The sequence below is a fragment of the Sphingopyxis sp. genome (genome assembly GCF_050916055.1).
In the GTDB taxonomy this organism is placed as follows: domain Bacteria; phylum Pseudomonadota; class Alphaproteobacteria; order Sphingomonadales; family Sphingomonadaceae; genus Sphingopyxis.
In genome coordinates this window covers 2,061,879-2,078,472 of record NZ_CP051527.1, presented here as the reverse complement: position 1 = coordinate 2,078,472, position 16,594 = coordinate 2,061,879, and the positions used below count along the sequence as shown (strand labels likewise).

The 16,594-nt window shown below is 67.0% G+C and carries 14 protein-coding genes, 1 tRNA gene and 1 other RNA gene; 10 read left to right on the top strand and 6 right to left on the bottom strand.

Annotated elements, in window-relative coordinates; translation table 11 throughout:
- Positions 1 to 77: 77 nt before the first annotated feature.
- From HEQ22_RS10120 to HEQ22_RS10105, 4 genes are all read left to right on the top strand, one after another.
- On the top strand, positions 78 to 332 hold the full coding sequence (locus HEQ22_RS10120; RefSeq protein ID WP_432767775.1) for a hypothetical protein: 255 nt from the start codon (positions 78 to 80) through the stop codon (positions 330 to 332).
- Entirely contained in the window at positions 332 to 3,667 is a 3,336-nt protein-coding gene (gene carB, locus HEQ22_RS10115; RefSeq protein WP_432767774.1) for a carbamoyl-phosphate synthase large subunit, read from the top strand. The genes HEQ22_RS10120 and carB overlap by 1 nt, the downstream gene beginning before the upstream one ends.
- Before the next feature lie 95 nt (positions 3,668 to 3,762).
- Entirely contained in the window at positions 3,763 to 4,239 is a 477-nt protein-coding gene (gene greA / locus HEQ22_RS10110; RefSeq protein WP_432767773.1) for a transcription elongation factor GreA, read from the top strand.
- Positions 4,240 to 4,265: 26 nt separating this feature from the next.
- The gene (locus tag HEQ22_RS10105; RefSeq protein WP_432767772.1) at positions 4,266 to 4,901 is read left to right on the top strand and encodes a rhomboid family intramembrane serine protease; all 636 of its coding nucleotides are present in this window, start codon (positions 4,266 to 4,268) and stop codon (positions 4,899 to 4,901) included.
- A gap of 31 nt (positions 4,902 to 4,932) precedes the next feature.
- Here HEQ22_RS10105 and HEQ22_RS10100 read toward each other — a convergent pair whose 3' ends face one another.
- The 4 genes from HEQ22_RS10100 to HEQ22_RS10085 are packed head-to-tail and all read right to left on the bottom strand — an operon-like array spanning position 4,933 to position 7,660.
- Positions 4,933 to 5,490 (bottom strand): NUDIX hydrolase, encoded by a 558-nt coding sequence (locus tag HEQ22_RS10100; RefSeq protein WP_432767771.1) that lies wholly within the window; start codon positions 5,488 to 5,490, stop codon positions 4,933 to 4,935.
- Positions 5,491 to 5,518: 28 nt separating this feature from the next.
- Positions 5,519 to 6,205, bottom strand: coding sequence for a TPM domain-containing protein (locus HEQ22_RS10095; RefSeq protein ID WP_432767770.1), 687 nt, complete (start codon positions 6,203 to 6,205; stop codon positions 5,519 to 5,521).
- 14 nt (positions 6,206 to 6,219) lie between these two features.
- Positions 6,220 to 7,095 carry a TPM domain-containing protein gene (locus HEQ22_RS10090; protein WP_432767769.1) on the bottom strand — a complete coding sequence of 292 codons (876 nt, stop codon included), beginning with the start codon at positions 7,093 to 7,095 and terminating at the stop codon, positions 6,220 to 6,222.
- Positions 7,064 to 7,660, bottom strand: a complete 597-nt coding sequence (locus HEQ22_RS10085) for a LemA family protein (protein ID WP_432767768.1) — start codon at positions 7,658 to 7,660, stop codon at positions 7,064 to 7,066. The genes HEQ22_RS10090 and HEQ22_RS10085 overlap by 32 nt, the downstream gene beginning before the upstream one ends.
- A 119-nt stretch (positions 7,661 to 7,779) precedes the next feature.
- On the opposite strand from HEQ22_RS10085, the gene mscL reads away from it, so the two are divergent.
- Together mscL and ssrA are read left to right on the top strand one after the other, a co-directional pair.
- Positions 7,780 to 8,196, top strand: a complete 417-nt coding sequence (gene mscL, locus HEQ22_RS10080) for a large conductance mechanosensitive channel protein MscL (RefSeq protein WP_432767767.1) — start codon at positions 7,780 to 7,782, stop codon at positions 8,194 to 8,196.
- A gap of 29 nt (positions 8,197 to 8,225) precedes the next feature.
- Positions 8,226 to 8,581: a transfer-messenger RNA gene (gene ssrA / locus HEQ22_RS10075) on the top strand.
- 153 nt (positions 8,582 to 8,734) lie between these two features.
- Here ssrA and HEQ22_RS10070 read toward each other — a convergent pair.
- Positions 8,735 to 9,145, bottom strand: a complete 411-nt coding sequence (locus HEQ22_RS10070; protein ID WP_432767766.1) for a MerR family transcriptional regulator — start codon at positions 9,143 to 9,145, stop codon at positions 8,735 to 8,737.
- 68 nt (positions 9,146 to 9,213) lie between these two features.
- Between HEQ22_RS10070 and HEQ22_RS10065 the strand changes: the two genes are divergently transcribed.
- The 4 genes from HEQ22_RS10065 (at position 9,214) to HEQ22_RS10050 (ending at position 16,417) form a co-directional block, all read left to right on the top strand.
- The gene (locus HEQ22_RS10065) at positions 9,214 to 9,849 is read left to right on the top strand and encodes a cation transporter (protein ID WP_432767765.1); all 636 of its coding nucleotides are present in this window, start codon (positions 9,214 to 9,216) and stop codon (positions 9,847 to 9,849) included.
- A 93-nt stretch (positions 9,850 to 9,942) separates the two neighbouring features.
- On the top strand, positions 9,943 to 12,930 hold the full coding sequence (locus HEQ22_RS10060) for a DUF2339 domain-containing protein (protein ID WP_432767764.1): 2,988 nt from the start codon (positions 9,943 to 9,945) through the stop codon (positions 12,928 to 12,930).
- Between the two features lie 97 nt (positions 12,931 to 13,027).
- Positions 13,028 to 15,172, top strand: coding sequence for a catalase (locus tag HEQ22_RS10055; protein WP_432767763.1), 2,145 nt, complete (start codon positions 13,028 to 13,030; stop codon positions 15,170 to 15,172).
- A 12-nt stretch (positions 15,173 to 15,184) separates the two neighbouring features.
- Positions 15,185 to 16,417 carry an NAD(P)/FAD-dependent oxidoreductase gene (locus HEQ22_RS10050; RefSeq protein WP_432767762.1) on the top strand — a complete coding sequence of 411 codons (1,233 nt, stop codon included), beginning with the start codon at positions 15,185 to 15,187 and terminating at the stop codon, positions 16,415 to 16,417.
- Positions 16,418 to 16,451: 34 nt separating this feature from the next.
- Here HEQ22_RS10050 and HEQ22_RS10045 read toward each other — a convergent pair.
- Positions 16,452 to 16,527 (bottom strand) — tRNA-Thr (locus HEQ22_RS10045).
- Positions 16,528 to 16,594 lie beyond the last annotated feature (67 nt).

Below are 16,594 nucleotides of genomic sequence, written 5' to 3'. Positions count from 1 at the left end.
GCGTTGCGCGCGCTTTCCGGCCGCCCGTAACGACTGAGCGAGTCAAGCTGGGTATAGAATCACTAGTTTCGAAAAAAATGGCAGAGGCGGATCCTCACGACCCAGAAGGATTCCGGATCACCGACGCTGGCCTCAAATGGGCAGAAAGCGAGTTTGCAATCGGTTTTGATGGTCAGAATCATCAATTCAGACGTCGCCGCGCTCCATCGCCAATCGAGGTTCCGACTGTAGCTTTTGAAAAATGGGGCCGATCCGCTGCCATTGCTGGGTGGTTCGGGGTAGCTGTCATGGTCGTTGGCGTGGTCGTCGCAATTTTTTTGGATTATAACTAATGCCCAAACGCACAGACATCCAATCCATCCTCGTTATCGGCGCCGGCCCGATCGTTATCGGTCAGGCGTGCGAGTTCGATTATTCGGGGACGCAGGCGATCAAGGCGTTGAAGGAGGAGGGCTATCGCATCGTCCTCGTCAACTCCAACCCCGCGACGATCATGACCGATCCCGACCTGGCCGACGCGACCTATGTCGAGCCGATCACGCCCGAGATTGTCGCCAAGATCATCGCCAAGGAAACCGCGCTGCATCCGGGCGGCTGGGCGGTGCTGCCGACGATGGGCGGGCAGACCGCGCTCAACACCGCGCTGGCTTTGTTCAACGACGGCACGCTGACCAAATATGGCGTCGAGATGATCGGCGCCGATGCCGAGGCGATCGACAAGGCCGAGGACCGGATCAAGTTCCGCGACGCGATGACCAAGATCGGGCTGGAAAGCGCGCGGTCGGGCATCGCGCATACCCTCGATGAGGCGCTGGCGGTGCTCGAACGCACTGGCCTGCCGTCGATCATCCGTCCGTCGTTTACTTTGGGCGGCACCGGCGGCGGCATCGCGTATAACCGCGAGGAATTCGAACATATCGTCCGCGGCGGCCTGATCGCCTCGCCGACCACCGAAGTCCTGATCGAGGAATCGCTCCTCGGCTGGAAAGAATATGAGATGGAGGTGGTGCGCGACCGCAAGGACAATTGCATCATCATCTGCTCGATCGAAAATGTCGATCCGATGGGCGTGCATACCGGCGACAGCATCACCGTCGCCCCGGCGCTGACGCTGACCGACAAGGAATATCAGATCATGCGCAACGCGAGCATCGCGTGCCTGCGCGAGATCGGGGTCGAGACCGGCGGGTCGAACGTCCAGTTCGCGGTGAATCCGAAGGACGGCCGCCTGATCGTGATCGAGATGAACCCGCGCGTGTCGCGCTCGTCGGCGCTGGCGTCGAAGGCGACGGGCTTCCCGATCGCGAAGGTCGCGGCGAAGCTGGCGGTCGGTTACACGCTCGACGAGATCATGAACGACATCACCGGGGTGACCCCGGCGTCGTTCGAACCGACGATCGATTATGTGGTGACCAAGATCCCGCGTTTCGCCTTCGAGAAATTCAAGGGCGCCGAGGCGGTGCTGTCGACCGCGATGAAATCGGTCGGCGAGGTGATGGCGATCGGGCGGACGATCCACGAGAGCTTGCAAAAGGCGCTGCGCGGGCTGGAAACCGGGCTGTCGGGCTTCAACTTCGTCGACCGGCTCAAGGGCGCGACGCACGAGCAGTTGCGGATCGAACTGGCGAAAGCGACCCCCGACCGGCTGCTCAACGCGGCGCAGGCGATCCGCGAGGGGCTGCCGCTCGGCGAGATCAATCGCATTGCGGGCTACGACATGTGGTTCCTCGAACGCATTGCGGAAATCGTCGAGGCCGAAAAGACAGTGTGCGCCGACGGCCTGCCGCGCGATGCCGAGGGGCTGCGCAAGCTGAAAGCGATGGGCTTTTCGGACAAAAGGCTCGCGTATCTGGCGCTCCAGTCGGCGAACCTGCAGCCCGGCACCCGCCGCGCGACGGCGAGCGGCCGCGGGCTGATCCACGAGGCGGTCAAGGCGATGACCGGCGGCGTCACCGAGATGGAGGTCCGCAGACTGCGCCACAAGCTCGGCGTGCGGCCGGTGTTCAAGACGATCGACACCTGCGCGGCGGAGTTTCAGGCGCAGACCCCCTATCTCTATTCGACCTACGAAGCGCCGACCTTTGGCGAGCCCGAGTGTGAGGCGAACCCGAGCGAGAGGCAAAAGATCGTCATCCTGGGCGGCGGTCCGAACCGGATCGGGCAGGGGATCGAGTTCGATTATTGCTGCTGCCACGCGTGCTTCGCGCTGGAAGAGGCGGGGTATGAGACGATCATGATCAACTGCAACCCGGAAACGGTGAGCACCGATTATGACACCTCGGACCGCCTCTATTTCGAACCGCTGACCGCCGAGGATGTGCTGGAGATCCTGCACGTCGAGCAGTCGAAGGGGACGCTGGTCGGCGTCATCGTCCAGTTTGGCGGGCAGACGCCGCTGAAGCTGGCGCAGGCCTTGTCCGATGCGGGCATCCCGATCCTCGGCACCTCGCCCGACGCGATCGACCTGGCCGAAGACCGCGAGCGCTTTGCCGCGCTGGTCAACAAGCTGAAGCTGAAACAGCCCGAGAATGGCATCGCGCGCAGCCGCGAGGAAGCGATCGCGGTCGCGGCGCGCATCGGTTACCCGGTGCTGACGCGGCCCTCTTACGTGCTCGGCGGGCGGGCGATGGAGATCGTCGACGATCAGGCGCAGCTGGAAAATTACATCGAGACCGCGGTGCAGGTGTCGGGCGACTCGCCGGTGCTGATCGACCGCTATCTGCGCGACGCGATCGAGGTCGATGTCGATGCTTTGTGCGACGGTGTCGACGTGGTCGTCGCGGGCGTGCTTCAGCATATCGAGGAAGCCGGGGTCCATTCGGGCGACAGCGCCTGCTCGATCCCCCCTTACAGCCTGTCGGCGCCGATCATCGCCGAGATCGAGCGCCAGACCGACCTGCTCGCGCGCGCATTGGAGGTGCGCGGGCTGATGAACATCCAGTTCGCGGTCAAGGGCGACGATGTCTATCTGATCGAGGTCAACCCGCGCGCCAGCCGCACGGTGCCCTTCGTCGCCAAGGCGGTCGGGTCGCCGATCGCCAAGATCGCGGCGCGGGTGATGGCGGGCGAAAAGCTGGCCGACTTGCCGAAGATCAACCGCGACATCGCGCATGTCGCGGTGAAGGAGGCGGTGTTCCCGTTTGCGCGCTTCCCCGGCACCGATCCGGTGCTCAGCCCCGAAATGAAGTCCACCGGCGAAGTCATGGGAATCGATCGCAATTTCAACCTTGCGTTTGCCAAGGCGCAGCTGGGCGCGGGCGACCGTTTGCCGACCGATGGCCGCGTGTTCGTGTCGGTGAAGGACAGCGACAAGCCGCGGATCATCGGCGCGGTGAAGCAGCTCGCGGCCTGGGGCTGGAAGGTGATCGCGACCGGCGGCACCGCCGACTATCTGGAGGTGCAGGGGATCGATATCGAGCGCGTCAACAAGGTCGCGCAGGGCCGCCCGCATATCGTCGACCGGATCAAGGACGGCGACGTCCAGCTGATCTTCAACACCACCGAAGGGTGGCAGAGCTTGCAGGATTCGCAGTCGATCCGCGCTTCGGCGCTGGGCGCCGACATCGCCTATTACACGACCGCGGCGGCCAGCGATGCAGCCACACAGGCGATCGGTGCGTTGCGCTCGCACAGTCTTGAAGTGAAGCCGCTTCAGGACTATTATTAAGGGACCGCTCCACCCCCCGACATTGACGGAAAAGCGGCGCAGCCGCCCGGCGAAGTTTCGCTGGCGGTGGATTATTGACGAAGGACAACAGGATAATGGCAAGCGTTGAAAAGGTGCCGATGCTGGCAGAGGGCTATGAGAAGATGAGCACCCAGCTCTCTGCGCTCAAGGCCGAGCGCCCGCTGATCGTCGATGCGATCGAGGAAGCGCGCGCGCATGGCGACCTTTCGGAAAATGCCGAATATCACGCCGCGAAAGAGCGTCAGGGCCAGGTCGAAGCGACGATCGGCGACCTTGAGGACAAGCTTTCGCGCGCCCAGGTGATCGACCCGACGACGCTGTCGGGCGACCGCATCGTGTTCGGCGCGACGGTGACGCTCGCCGACGAGGACGACAAGCCGGTGACATACCAGATCGTCGGGCAGGCCGAGGCCGACGCCAAGGACGGCAAGATCAGCTATAACTCGCCGCTCGGCCGCGCGCTGATCGGCCGCCGCGTCGAGGACGAGATCGAAGTCACTGTGCCCGCGGGCGACAAATATTATCTGGTGAAGAAAATCGAATTCATCTGATGCGCCGCCAAGGGACGGGGTAGTCGATGAAGCCGCAAAACGCGCCGCTGGTCACCGGTTACGCGCTGGCCTGCGTCGTGCTTTTCGTGCTGCTGTGGATCACCGGGCTGGAGATCGAGGCGATCGTGCGTGCGGGGTTCATCCCGGCGCGTTCGGGGTCAGACCTGATCCTGCCCCCGGGGACGATGGTGCCGTTCGCGCTGACCCCGCTGTCCTCGGCGCTGCTCCACGGCGGGGTGCTGCATCTCGTCTTCAACATGGTCGTGCTGCTGTTTGTCGGCCGCCAGCTCGAGGGGCCGCTCGGCGCCAAGGCGATGGCGGTGCTGCTCCTCGCCGGGGCCTATGCCGGCGCGTTCGCGCAGTGGCTGGCCGAGCCTGCATCGGCGGTGCCGATGATCGGCGCCAGCGGCGCGATTTCGGCGCTGATCGCGGTGTTCGCGCTGATCTTCAGCCGCAGCCAGGCGCCGGCGATCGGCCCGATCCCCAGTCACTGGGTGCGCGCGCTCTGGCTCGCCGCGGCATGGATCGCGCTGCAACTGCTGATCGGTTTCGGCGGCGGCGGCGGTTTCGGCGCGATTGCGATCTGGGCGCATGTCGGCGGGTTCCTCGCGGGGCTGCTGCTGGCAAGGCCGCTGCTGCGGTGGCGGTTCGGGGCGCGGTAATCTTGCTCTAGTTTCGTTCGACACGAACGGGTCAGAGGTTGGCCAGCAGCCCGCCCGCCAGCAGCATCGCGACGCGCACGTCGATCCCGCATCCCGCGGCGCGTTTCGCCGCGACGAAATCGGCGACCCCGGCCAGCGGCACGCGGTGGACGATAATCTCCTCGCTATCGACCCCGCCGCCGTCGCCGACCCGGGTCAGTCCGGTCGCGATCAGCAGGGTGAAGCTTTCGCTGACCATGCCCGGCGAGCTGAAAAATTCGCCGACGACGTGCCAGTGCGCGGCGCGGTAGCCGGTTTCTTCCTCGAGCTCGCGCTCGGCCGCGATCTCGACCGCCTCGCCCGCAGTGTCGTCGCCGACGAGCCCGGCAGGCAGTTCGAGGCAGTTTTTGCCCATCGGCACGCGATATTGTTCGACCAGGATGACGTGGCGCGCGTCGGCGGCGTCGTCGAGCGCCAAGATCACCGCGGCGTGGATGCCGCGTGAGCGCGAGACATATTCCCACATCCCTTGCTGCTTGACGGTGATGAAACGGCCCTTCCACCGGGTTTCGACGGGGGCGTCGGGGGCGTCGGGGGCGGGGCGGGTCATGGGTGTGTCCTGCTGGTGGCCGACGGAATCAAATCTCGATCAAGCGGTCGGGGAGTTCGTTGGGATTATCCTCGCCCTTCGGGAAATGCTGCGCGAGCACGGCGCCCATCCCGGTCACCGCCGCCGCCATGCCTTCGCCGGGCTGGCCGGCGCGGACGCGCTCGACCAGCGCGTCCATCGCATCGCCCCAGACTTCGGGGGCGACTTTCGCGGCGATCGCCTCGTCGGCGACGATGTCGGCGCGATGCTCTTTCAGGCTGAGATAGAGCAGCACGCCGGTGCGGCCGAGCGTCTTGGCCTCGGTGCCGACCTTGAACAGGTCGACGGCGCGGGCGCGGACGCGCGCCGCCTTGATCGCGCGCGGGGTCAGCGCCAGCCGGAGCGGACGCCAGAGCAGGATCAGCCAGATACCGATCCATTTGACGACGCCGAAGGCGATGACGATGCCGAGCCACTGGTTCGCGGTCAGCTCATGCCCCCAGCCGCCGGTCAGCCCGTCGTAGATGCCGCGGTAAAAGCCCGGAAACAGCGCCGCCAGCGACATCGCCAGAAAGGCGCCGACGCTCGCCCAGACGAGTGCCACATCGTCATAGTCGTTCGATTGCGCCGCCACGACGGTGACGATCTCGCCGCTGGTATGCGCCTCGGCAGCGGCGACCGCGACCGTCACGATGTCGTGATCGGCGGCGCTGACGTGATTGACCTTTGTCGGCATGCTGTCCGTTCCCCTTACCAGCCGCCGGAGGCGCCGCCGCCCCCGAACGAACCGCCGCCGCCCGAAAAGCCGCCAAAACCGCCGCCTCCGCCGCCGCCCCAGCTCGATCCGCCGCCGCCCCACGACGAACCGCCACCGCCGCCCCAGTCGCCGCCGCCCCAGATGATGATCGGGGCGCCGCCCCACGGGCGATTGCGGCGGTGTTTCTTGCCGCGGCGTCCAAAGGCCGACAGCATCGGCAGGACGAAAAAGATCAGGATGATGAAACCGAGAAAGAACAAGCCGCCGAAATTGCCGTCATCGGCGCGGTCGCGTTCGTTTGCGGCGGCCGCGGCGGCCCGCGCCTGCGCTTCCTCGGGCGGCAGCTGGATCTGCTGGGCGATCGCATCGACCCCGGCCTGGATGCCGCCGGGCATGTCGCCGTCCTTGAACCGGGGCGTCACCGTGTCGCGGATGATCCGGCCCGACAATGCGTCGGTGAGCACGGGTTCGAGGCCGAGGCCGACCGCGATATGCATCCGCCGCTCGTTCGGCGCGATCAGGAAGACGACCCCGTCGTCCTTCTCGGCATCGCCGATCTGCCACGCGCGGCCGAGTTTATAGCCATATTCGGCGACATCATTGCCCTCAAGGTCGCTGACCGTCGCGACGACCAGTTGGTGTCCCGTGGTCTTTTCCAGCTCGAGCAGCTGCGTGTTGAGCGCCGTTTCCTCGGCCGCCGGAATGATGTCGGCCTGATCGACGACGGGGTTGCCGGCGAGTTTGGGGAAGGTCTGGGCGGCAAGCGGCGCCGACAGCAACAGCAGCCCGCCGAGGGCGGCCGTTGCCAGCGATCGCAAAAGGGCGGTCGGGTTCACCTTATTGCCCGAAATCGACCTTCGGCGCCACATTGGCGTTGGGGGTGATCGCCTTGTACGGGGTCATCGGCTCGGCACCATGGACGATCTTGGCGCCAATGATGTCGGGGAAGGTGCGGATGGTCGTGTTATAGTCCTGCACCGACGCGTTATAATCCTGCACCGACACGTTGATGCGGTTTTCGGTGCCCTCGAGCTGGGTCATCAGGTCGGCGAACCGCGCCTGGCTTTTGAGGTCGGGATAGGCTTCGACGGTTGCGAGCAGACGACCGAGCGCTCCGCTCACATTGCCCTGCGCCTGCTGGAACGCCTGGACCTTGGCGGGGTCTTCGAGGTCGTCGGTGCTGAGCTTGACCTGCGTCGCCGAGGCGCGCGCCTGGATCACGCCTTCCAGCGTCGATTGTTCTATGTTCGCCGCGCCGCGCGCGGTTTCGACGAGGTTGGGGATCAGGTCGGCGCGGCGCTGGTACGCTGCCTCGACATTTGCCCACTTCGCCTTGGCGGCTTCTTCCTTGGTGGGAACGCTGTTGATGCCGCAGGCCGACAGGCTCAGCGCGGCGACGGGCAGGATCAGCCAGCGGGCGGAACGATAGGTCATGGTCAAAAACTCCCTCCGGCGGCGTTTTGCCGCAACAACACACACATAGGATGGCGCTTGCCTTTGCGCAATCGTCGCGCCACCAAGGGGATAGGACCAATCGGGCGGAGAGCATCAATATGTTGGGCGAATTCAGGGAATTCATCGCGCGCGGCAATGTCATCGACCTGGCGGTCGGCGTCATCATCGGCGGCGCGTTCGCGACGATCACCAAATCGCTGACCGAAGACATCATCATGCCAGTGGTCGGCGCGATCTTTGGCGGGGTCGATTTTTCGAACATGTTCATCCGGCTCGGCCCGGTCCCCGACGGTGTCGCGGCGACCGATTATGCGGCGCTGAAGGAAGCCGGGGTGGCGATGTTCGGTTATGGTGCCTTCATCACTGCGACGATCAACTTCCTGATTCTGGCGTTCATTATCTTCCTGCTGGTTCGCACCGTGAACCGGGTGGTCCGCAAGGCGCCCGATGCGCCCGCCGGGCCGAGCGAGGTCGATATCCTTACCGAAATCCGCGACGAGCTGCGCCGGAAATAGAAGGGGACGCGCGACCAAATGCGCGCGCGACCCTTCCCAAGCGCGGGCGGGCACCCTATATAGGGTGGGTCGGCTTCGGCCGACTATGGTGATAAATGGTGTCGTGGAATAGACACAGCGGACCCGGGGGCAGTACCCGGCGGCTCCACCACAATCCCGCGTTTCTTGATGGGGACGCGGGGTTCTGAGGGGGCCGAACCAGGATCGACGTGTGTTCAAAGACGATATTTTCGCCCGGGCTGAGTAACCCGTTCAAGGCTCAAAACCAATAGGTGCTAACGATAACGAAGCACTCGCTCTGGCTGCGTAACCTTTAGGCCTCACGGCCGAAAGTTATTCAAAGAGAGCGCGGTTCGGACCGAACCGGGCAACAGAATCGGATACCAGCGGCTGGGGACGAGCCGGGCAACAGAATCGTCCCACCTTTCCATATTTCATATCGTCGCCCCGCGAAGGCGGGGCCCGCCGGCGTTTTACGCCGTGACGTTCGACCAAGCCGACAGCGGCCCCCGCCTTCGCGGGGGCGACCGACGATGTCCTAATGCGCGCTTTCGCATTGGCCGTGATCGCTCAGCGCCTCGATCACCCGGCAATCGGCCGCCACCCCGCCGCGGCAGCGCCCGACGATGCGGGTCAGTTCGTCGCGAAGCAGCGTCAATTGCGCAATCTTGTCCTCGACCTGCGCCAGATGGCGGCTCGCGATCCGGTCGGCCTCGCCGCAATCGCGCTCCGGGTCATCCGAAAGCCCGAGCAGCGAGCGAACCTCGTCGATCGTGAAGCCCAGGTCGCGCGAATGGCGCACGAAGGCGAGGCGGGCGCGATGCCCCGCGCCATAGCTGCGGTAATTCGCTGCGGTGCGATCGGGCTCGGGCAACAGCCCGATGCGCTCATAATAGCGGATGGTTTCGATGGGGGTGCCGGTGGCACGCGCCAGTTCGCCGATTTTCATCGCTTGACCCTGTAGTTGCTACAGGGTGCATATAGGGGGCCGACTCGAAGAACCAAGGAGGTCCGGCCATGGCCGATCAATGCTGCGCCGGCGCCAGCGGCACCACCGCGCTCAACAATCCGCGCTGGCGGCGGATCCTGTGGATCGCGCTGGTGATCAACGCGGCGATGTTCGGGGTCGAGATCGTCGCGGGCGTCGCGGCGGACTCGCGCGCGCTGCAGGCCGACGCGCTCGATTTTCTGGGCGATGCCGCCAATTATGCGATCAGCCTGGGGGTCGCCGGCATGGCATTGACCTGGCGCGCGCGCGCCGCGCTGCTCAAGGCGGCGACGATGCTCGCCTTCGGCCTGTGGGTGCTGGGGTCGGCGGTCTGGGGCTTTTTCGCGGGATCGGCGCCGCACGCCGGAACGATGGGGCTGATCGGCGCGCTCGCGCTCGCCGCCAATGTCGCGGTCGCGCTGATGCTGTTTCGGTACCGCACGGGTGATGCGAACATGCGATCGGTGTGGATCTGTTCGCGCAACGACGCGATCGGCAATGTCGCGGTGATGGCGGCGGCGCTCGGCGTCTTCGGCACCGGGCAGGGGTGGCCCGACCTCGCGGTCGCCGCGATCATGGCGACGCTGGCGATCTGGGGCAGCGCGCAGGTGTTCCGCCAGGCGCGCGGCGAACTCGCCGATGCGGGGCATGGCCACGCGCATTAGGATCGCGCGCCAGGATCCTGACCTTGGCCGCAACAAGCCGGTCGATAACCCGATGTGCCGATGCTAACAGGCTGAGCACCGAAGGGGATTTGCGTGTCCGAATTTCTCGCGTTCGCCGCGATCATGATCATGTTCGTCCTGCTGATGGATGCGCGGACCCGGCTGAAACGCGCCGAGGCGACGTTGCTGGAGGCCGCAAAACGGATCGGCGCCCTGCAACGCCATGCGGGCCTGTTGCCGCCGAAGGAGACTGAACCGGCGCCGTCGCCAACCATGGTGGAGCCGCCCGCCGTGGCCGCGCCGCCGCCCCCGCCGCCGCTGCGCGAACCGCCGCCGCGGCGCGCTGCGGCGAAGGCTGGCGCGCCCGCCCCGTCGGTGGCGCAAACAAAGACTCCCGTGCCGGCTCCGTCGGTATCGCAGCCCGAGCCGACCGCACCGTCGCCGCCGCCGCCGCGCGGCGCCGCGTCGCGCTTCGAGGATCTGTTCGGCAAGACGCTGCCGATCTGGGCGGGCGGCATCACGCTCGCCATCGCCGGGGTGCTGATCGTCAAATATGCGATCGACCTGGGCTTTTTCGGGCGCATCTTCACGCCCGGAGTGCAGATCGTGACCGGCCTGTTGTTCGGCCTCGGCCTGATCGGCGGCGCCGAACTGGCGTGGCGCAACGAGGCGAAGCTGCGCGACGTGCGCGTGCCGCAGGCGCTGGCCGGGGCGGGGATCGCGACGCTGTACGCGGCGATCCTGGTCGCGGCGAACGTCTACCAGCTCGTCGGGCCGCTCTTCGCTTTCGCTGCGCTCGCCGCGATCACCGCGGCGGCGCTGGGGCTGTCGCTGCGCTTCGGACCGCCGAGCGCGCTGCTCGGGCTCGCCGGTGGGCTCGCCGCGCCGGCGCTGGTCGGCGCGGTCGAACCGAATGTGCCGTTGCTCGCCATTTACCTCGCGCTGACCATCGCCGGGCTGTCGGGGGTCGCGCGGACGCGGCGCTGGCCGTGGCTGGCGCTCGCGGCGCTCGTCGGCGGGGTCGGCTGGGGCCTCTGGATGGTGCTGACCTCGCGCGCGCTCGACGTGCTCGGCTCGCTGTCGATCGGCGGCTTTGTCCTGCTGCTTGCGATCGCGCTGCCGATGCTGGCGTTCGACGGTCCGCGCGCCGCCGCGCTGCGCGCCGGCTCGGCGATCGTCGGCGCGTTGCAGCTGGCGCTGCTCGTCGGCTTCGGCGGCTTCACCCCGCTTCACTGGGGACTTTTTGCGCTGCTCGCCGCGGCAGGGCAGTGGCTCGCGTGGCGCGACCGCGCCTTTGCGATCGTGCCGACGATCGGCGCGCTGCTGTCGGTGCTGCTGCTCGGCGTGTGGCCCGACCCGGCGCCCTTTTGGTTCGCTCTGATCGGCCTCGCGCTGGCGGCGATCCATGCGCTGCCACTGCTCGCGCGATTGTGGGACGTGCCGAAGCGCCGCCATTATGTGGCCGAGCTGTGCGGTATCGCGATGGCCGCGCCGTTGCTCGTCAAATGGCAATATTTCGATGTCGGCGACGCGGTGCTGGCGCTCGTCGCGCTCGGCGGCGCGCTGCTCGCGGGCGCGGGGATGTGGCGCGGCTGGGCGGCCGTGGACCGCGCGGGCGACATCCGCTTCGCGGCGCTGACCGCGACCGCCGGCGCGCTGCTGGCGCTCGCGATCCTGCTCGTGCTGCCGCCCGCGATGGCGCCGCTGGCGATCGGCGCCGTCGCCGCCGCGATCCTGATCTTCGCGCCGCGCACCGGCGACCGGCGGATCGAACCGGTCGCGACCGCCTTTCTGCTGTTCGCGGCGGCGCTGCTCGGCGCGACCGGGCCGGGGCTGCTGCCGCAATGGGAGCGGCTGCTTGGCGGTGACGCGGCGGTCGAACCGGCGGTGCTGCTGCGCTGGGGCGCGCTCGCGCTGCTTGCGATCCTGTTCGCGGCGCGCGCGGCGGGGCCGGTGACGCAGCGGGCCGCGCAGGCGATCGCGGCGCTGCTCGGCTATGGCGCCCTCGCGCTGACGGTGCCCGCTGGCTATGCGATGCTGGTGCCGGCGATCGGCGGCGCGGCGGTGCTGCTCGCGGCGCGGCGGACGGGGCTGGCGCGGGTCGATACCGCGGCGACCTGCCTCGCGCTATTGGCGCTGGCGTGGGCCGCGACGCCGGCGGCGATGTGGGCGGCCCAGGCGGGGCTCTCGCTCGCCGGTCTGCCGATGACGCTTGACGCTGCGGCGCTTGGCGCGCGCGAGGTTGTGCTGCGGCTGCTTGCGCCCGCGCTGCTGTTCGGCGCGGCGCTGTGGCGGATTCGCGACCTTGTCCCGCGCTGGGTGCAGCTCGGCGGCTTCGCGGTCGCCGGGCTGGCGGGGGGCATCGCGCTCCATTGCCTGTATCGTATCGGTTTTGCGGGACTGGCCGGCGACGAGTTCGGCGCCACCGGCATCGCCCAGCGGCTGGTGTGGCAGGCGCTGCTGATCGGCGGCGGCTGGCTGGCGCTGCGGCGCGGCGTGCGCGGGCTCGCGTGGCCGCTCGTCGTCGCGGGGACGGCGCATGCGGTCTGGTACGGGCTGATACTGCACAATCCGCTGTGGGCCGAACAGGCGGTCGGGGCGTGGCCGCTCGTCAATCTGCTGGTGCCGCTGTTCGGCATGGCGTGGCTCGGCCTGGCGCTCGTCGTCCGGTTGATGACGCCGCCGCCGGCTTGGCTGGTGCGGGCGGTCGACGCGGCGACGATGCTGCTCGTCGCGGGCTTTGCCTGGGCGACCTTGCGCCAGTTGTTCCACGGCAGCCTGCTCGTCGCACCGGGGGTCGATGCGGCGGAGAATATCCTGCGCTCGCTGCTCATCCTCGCGCTCGCGATCGGTTTCCTCTTGTGGGGGATTCGCGCGCAGCGGCACGACTGGCGGATCGCCTCGCTGGTGCTGATGCTCGGCGCGGTCGGCAAGGTGTTCCTGTTCGACGCCTCGGGGCTGGAGGGGCTGCTGCGGATCGGCTCGTTCGTCGCGCTCGGCTTCAGCCTGATCGGCATCGGCTGGCTCTACAGTCGCCAGCTTGCCGGTCCGGCGCGGCCCCCGGCGGGGGCGGACGGATAGCGGCCCGCGGCCTGTCGCAAATCTTGGCGGGCAACGGAACGCCCATCGGCGCGGCGGATTAGGGGAGGGTCGCCTTTTGCGATCAAGGAACCCTCCCATGCCGAAATCCCCGCCGCCCTCGCCCGCAACCGATCACAGCCTGCGCGATCACCAGCCTCGCAGCGGCAAGCCCAAGGCGACCGCCGAGCGCGGCAACGGCGGCGAGCTGCATCAGAATGCGGCGGACGGCGCCGATGGCGCGGCGGTTCTCACCGACAATTTCGGCCATCCTATCGCCGACAACCAGAATTCGCTGCGCGCCGGCGAGCGGGGGCCGACCCTGCTCGAAGATTTCGTGCTGCGCGAAAAAATCTTTCACTTCGACCATGAGCGGATTCCCGAACGCATCGTCCACGCGCGCGGGTCGGGCGCGCACGGCGTGTTCGAATGTACCAAGGCGATTCCCGGGCTGACCAAGGCATCGATCCTGCAGAAGGAAGGCAACAGCTGTCCGGTGTTCGTCCGCTTCTCGACCGTCGCCGGCGGGGCGGGGTCGGTCGACACCCCGCGCGACGTGCGCGGCTTTGCGGTCAAGCTCTACACCGACAGCGGCAATTGGGATCTCGTTGGCAACAATATCCCGGTGTTCTTCATCCAGGACGCGATGAAATTCCCCGACCTCGTCCACAGCGTCAAGATGGAGGCCGACCGCGGCTATCCGCAAGCCGCTAGCGCGCACGACACCTTCTGGGACTTCATCGGTTTGATGCCAGAGGCGATGCACATGATCATGTGGGCGATGTCCGACCGCACGATCCCGCGCAGCCTGCGGATGATCGAAGGGTTCGGCGTCCACACCTTCCGCTTCGTCAATGAAAAGGGCGACGGCAAGTTCGTCAAATTCCACTGGAAGCCCGTGCTCGGCATCCAGTCGACGACGTGGGACGAAGCCGTCAAGATCGCCGGTGCCGATCCCGATTTCCACCGCCGCGACCTGTTCGAGGCGATCGACGCGGGCGACTTCCCGGCGTGGGACCTTGGCGTGCAGGTGTTCGACGAGGCGTTCGCGGCGAAGCAGCCCTATGACGTCCTCGACGCGACCAAGCTGATCCCCGAGGAGGACGTCCCCGTCGAGATCGTCGGACGCATGACGCTCAACCGCAACGTCGACAATTTCTTCGCCGAAACCGAGCAGGTCGCTTTCCTGCCGTCGAACATCATTCCGGGGATCGATTTCAGCAACGATCCGCTGCTTCAGGGCCGCCTCTTCTCCTATCTCGACACGCAAAAGTCGCGGCTGGGGACGACCAATTTCCATCAGATCCCGATCAACGCGCCCAAATGCCCGTTCCACAATTTCCAGCGTGACGGGATGATGCAGACGCTGGTGCCGACCGGGCGCGCCAATTACGAGCCCAACAGCCTCGCCGAAGCCGGGGAGAATGGCGGGCCGCGCGCCAGCGCCGACACGGGGTTCAAGACCTTCTCCGCGAACGACGAGCGCAACGATCCGGCGCAGAAGCTGCGCATCCGCGCCGAACTGTTCGCCGACCATTTCAGCCAGGCGCGGCTGTTCTATCTGTCGCAGACCGAGAATGAGCAGGCGCACATCGCCTCGGCGCTGGTCTTCGAGCTGTCGAAGGTCGGGCTCGACCACGTCCGCGCCCGCGTCGTCGGGCAGCTGCGCAACATCGACGAGGATCTGGCGAAGCGCGTCGCAGCGGGACTGGCGATCGATTTGCCCGCCAAGGAAAAGGCCGCGCGGACGCCGGTCGATCTCAAGCCCTCCGACGCGCTGTCGATCCAGAAAAATGCCGACGACACGATGGAGGGCCGCAAGGTCGCGATCCTGTTTGCCGAAGGGTCGGACAAGGCGGCGATCGACAAGTTGAAGGGCGAGATCGAAGGGGCCGGCGGCACCGCCTTCCTCGTCGCGCCCAAGGTTGGCGGCATCAAGGTCAAGGGCGGCACGCTCAAGGCCGACGGCCAGCTCGCCGGTTCGCCCTCGGTGCTGTTCGACGCGGTGGCGTCGATCCTGATGCCCGATCAGGCGGACGTCCTGGCGAAACAGGGCGCGGCGGTGCAATGGTTCATGGACGCCTACGGTCATTGCAAGACGATTGCCCATTGCCAGGGCACGCAAGTCATCCTCGACAAGGCCGGGGTCGAAAAGGACGGCGGCGTCGTTCCGATCGAACAATTTGCCAAAGTCGGGACGCGGCGCCACTGGGCGCGCGAAGCCAAGGTCCGCGACCTTGCGTGATCGCGCGCGCGGGTGAGCAGCCCGTCGGCAACCCATCATCGCGACCTGCGCACCGGCCAGTCGCTGTGGACGGCGCGCCGGCGCCCGGCGATCGCGGTCCGCCCGCTGACCCGCGACGTCGCGTGCGACGTCGTCGTCGTCGGCGCCGGGGTGTCGGGGGCGCTCATCGCCGAGACCTTATCCGATGCGGGGCTCGACACCGTCATCGTCGATCGCCGCGGCCCGGCGGAAGGATCGACCGCCGCATCGACGGCGATGCTGCAATATGAGCTCGACACGCCGCTGTCGCTGATGGCCGAGCGGATCGGCCGCGACAAGGCCGAGCGGATCTGGCGCCGCTCGCGCCAGTCGGTCGAAGCGCTGCGCGAACGCACCGAGCGGTACGGGCTCGACGTCGATGGCGCGACGCGCGGATCGATCTATCTCGACGGCAATGTCCTCGATGCCGACGGCCTGGCGCGCGAAGCCGATGCCCGACGCCGTGCCGGGTTCGAGGTCGAGCTGCTCAAACCCGCGGCGGTGAAGGAGCGCTACGGGATCGCGGGACGCCACGCGCTCATCGGTTTCGGCAATTATTCCGCCGATCCGCGGCGGCTGACGGCGGGCTATCTGAACGTCGCGCTGGCGCGCGGGGCGCGGCTCTATTCTCCCGTCGACATCTGCGACATCGCGCCGGACGCGGGCGGCGTGACGCTGGCCAGCGCGCACGGACCGACGCTGCGCGCCAGCCATGTCGTCATTGCGAGCGGCTATGAAATGATGAAGGGCATCCCGCGCAAGGGAAACAAGATCATTTCCAGCTGGTCGATTGCGACCAAGCCGCAACCGCGCGCGATCTGGCCCGGCGCGGCGATGATCTGGGAGGCGGCCGATCCCTATCTCTATATCCGCACCACCCCCAACGGCGAGATCATCTGCGGCGGCGAGGACGAGGAAATAGCCGACGCGGGTGAGCGCGATGCCAAGCTCGCCGACAAGGCGGCGACCTTGTCGCGCAAACTCGCGGCCCTGCTGCCCGATATCGACGCGACGCCGCGCTACAGCTGGGCCGGCAGCTTCGGCGACAGCCCGGTGGGCACCCCGACGATCGGCCGCATCCCGGCGATGCCGCATTGCTATGCCGCAATGGGCTATGGCGGCAACGGCATCACCTTTTCGATGATGGCGGCGCAGATGCTGCGCGGGCTGATTTGCGGTTATGGCGATCCCGATGCCGACCTGGTCAGCTTTTACCGGAAATTCTGAAGGGCGCGCCTGTCACGGCTGATCTGGCCGCTGCTGGTGCCGGCTGTCAGACTCGAACTGACGACCTACCGCTTACAAGGCGGTTGCTCTACCAACTGAGCTAAGCCGGCGCATTGCGCCCCCTAGGCATTTTTCGCGGCGATGGAAACAGCCGACATCGCGAAAATGCGGCGCGCC

Coding starts and splice junctions, on each gene's coding strand:
- HEQ22_RS10120 (WP_432767775.1), top strand. CDS start 78: ATGGCAGAGGCGGATCCTCACGACCCAGAAGGATTCCGGATCACCGAC.
- carB (WP_432767774.1), top strand. CDS start 332: ATGCCCAAACGCACAGACATCCAATCCATCCTCGTTATCGGCGCCGGC.
- greA (WP_432767773.1), top strand. CDS start 3,763: ATGGCAAGCGTTGAAAAGGTGCCGATGCTGGCAGAGGGCTATGAGAAG.
- HEQ22_RS10105 (WP_432767772.1), top strand. CDS start 4,266: ATGAAGCCGCAAAACGCGCCGCTGGTCACCGGTTACGCGCTGGCCTGC.
- HEQ22_RS10100 (WP_432767771.1), bottom strand. CDS start 5,490: ATGACCCGCCCCGCCCCCGACGCCCCCGACGCCCCCGTCGAAACCCGG.
- HEQ22_RS10095 (WP_432767770.1), bottom strand. CDS start 6,205: ATGCCGACAAAGGTCAATCACGTCAGCGCCGCCGATCACGACATCGTG.
- HEQ22_RS10090 (WP_432767769.1), bottom strand. CDS start 7,095: ATGTGGCGCCGAAGGTCGATTTCGGGCAATAAGGTGAACCCGACCGCC.
- HEQ22_RS10085 (WP_432767768.1), bottom strand. CDS start 7,660: ATGACCTATCGTTCCGCCCGCTGGCTGATCCTGCCCGTCGCCGCGCTG.
- mscL (WP_432767767.1), top strand. CDS start 7,780: ATGTTGGGCGAATTCAGGGAATTCATCGCGCGCGGCAATGTCATCGAC.
- HEQ22_RS10070 (WP_432767766.1), bottom strand. CDS start 9,145: ATGAAAATCGGCGAACTGGCGCGTGCCACCGGCACCCCCATCGAAACC.
- HEQ22_RS10065 (WP_432767765.1), top strand. CDS start 9,214: ATGGCCGATCAATGCTGCGCCGGCGCCAGCGGCACCACCGCGCTCAAC.
- HEQ22_RS10055 (WP_432767763.1), top strand. CDS start 13,028: ATGCCGAAATCCCCGCCGCCCTCGCCCGCAACCGATCACAGCCTGCGC.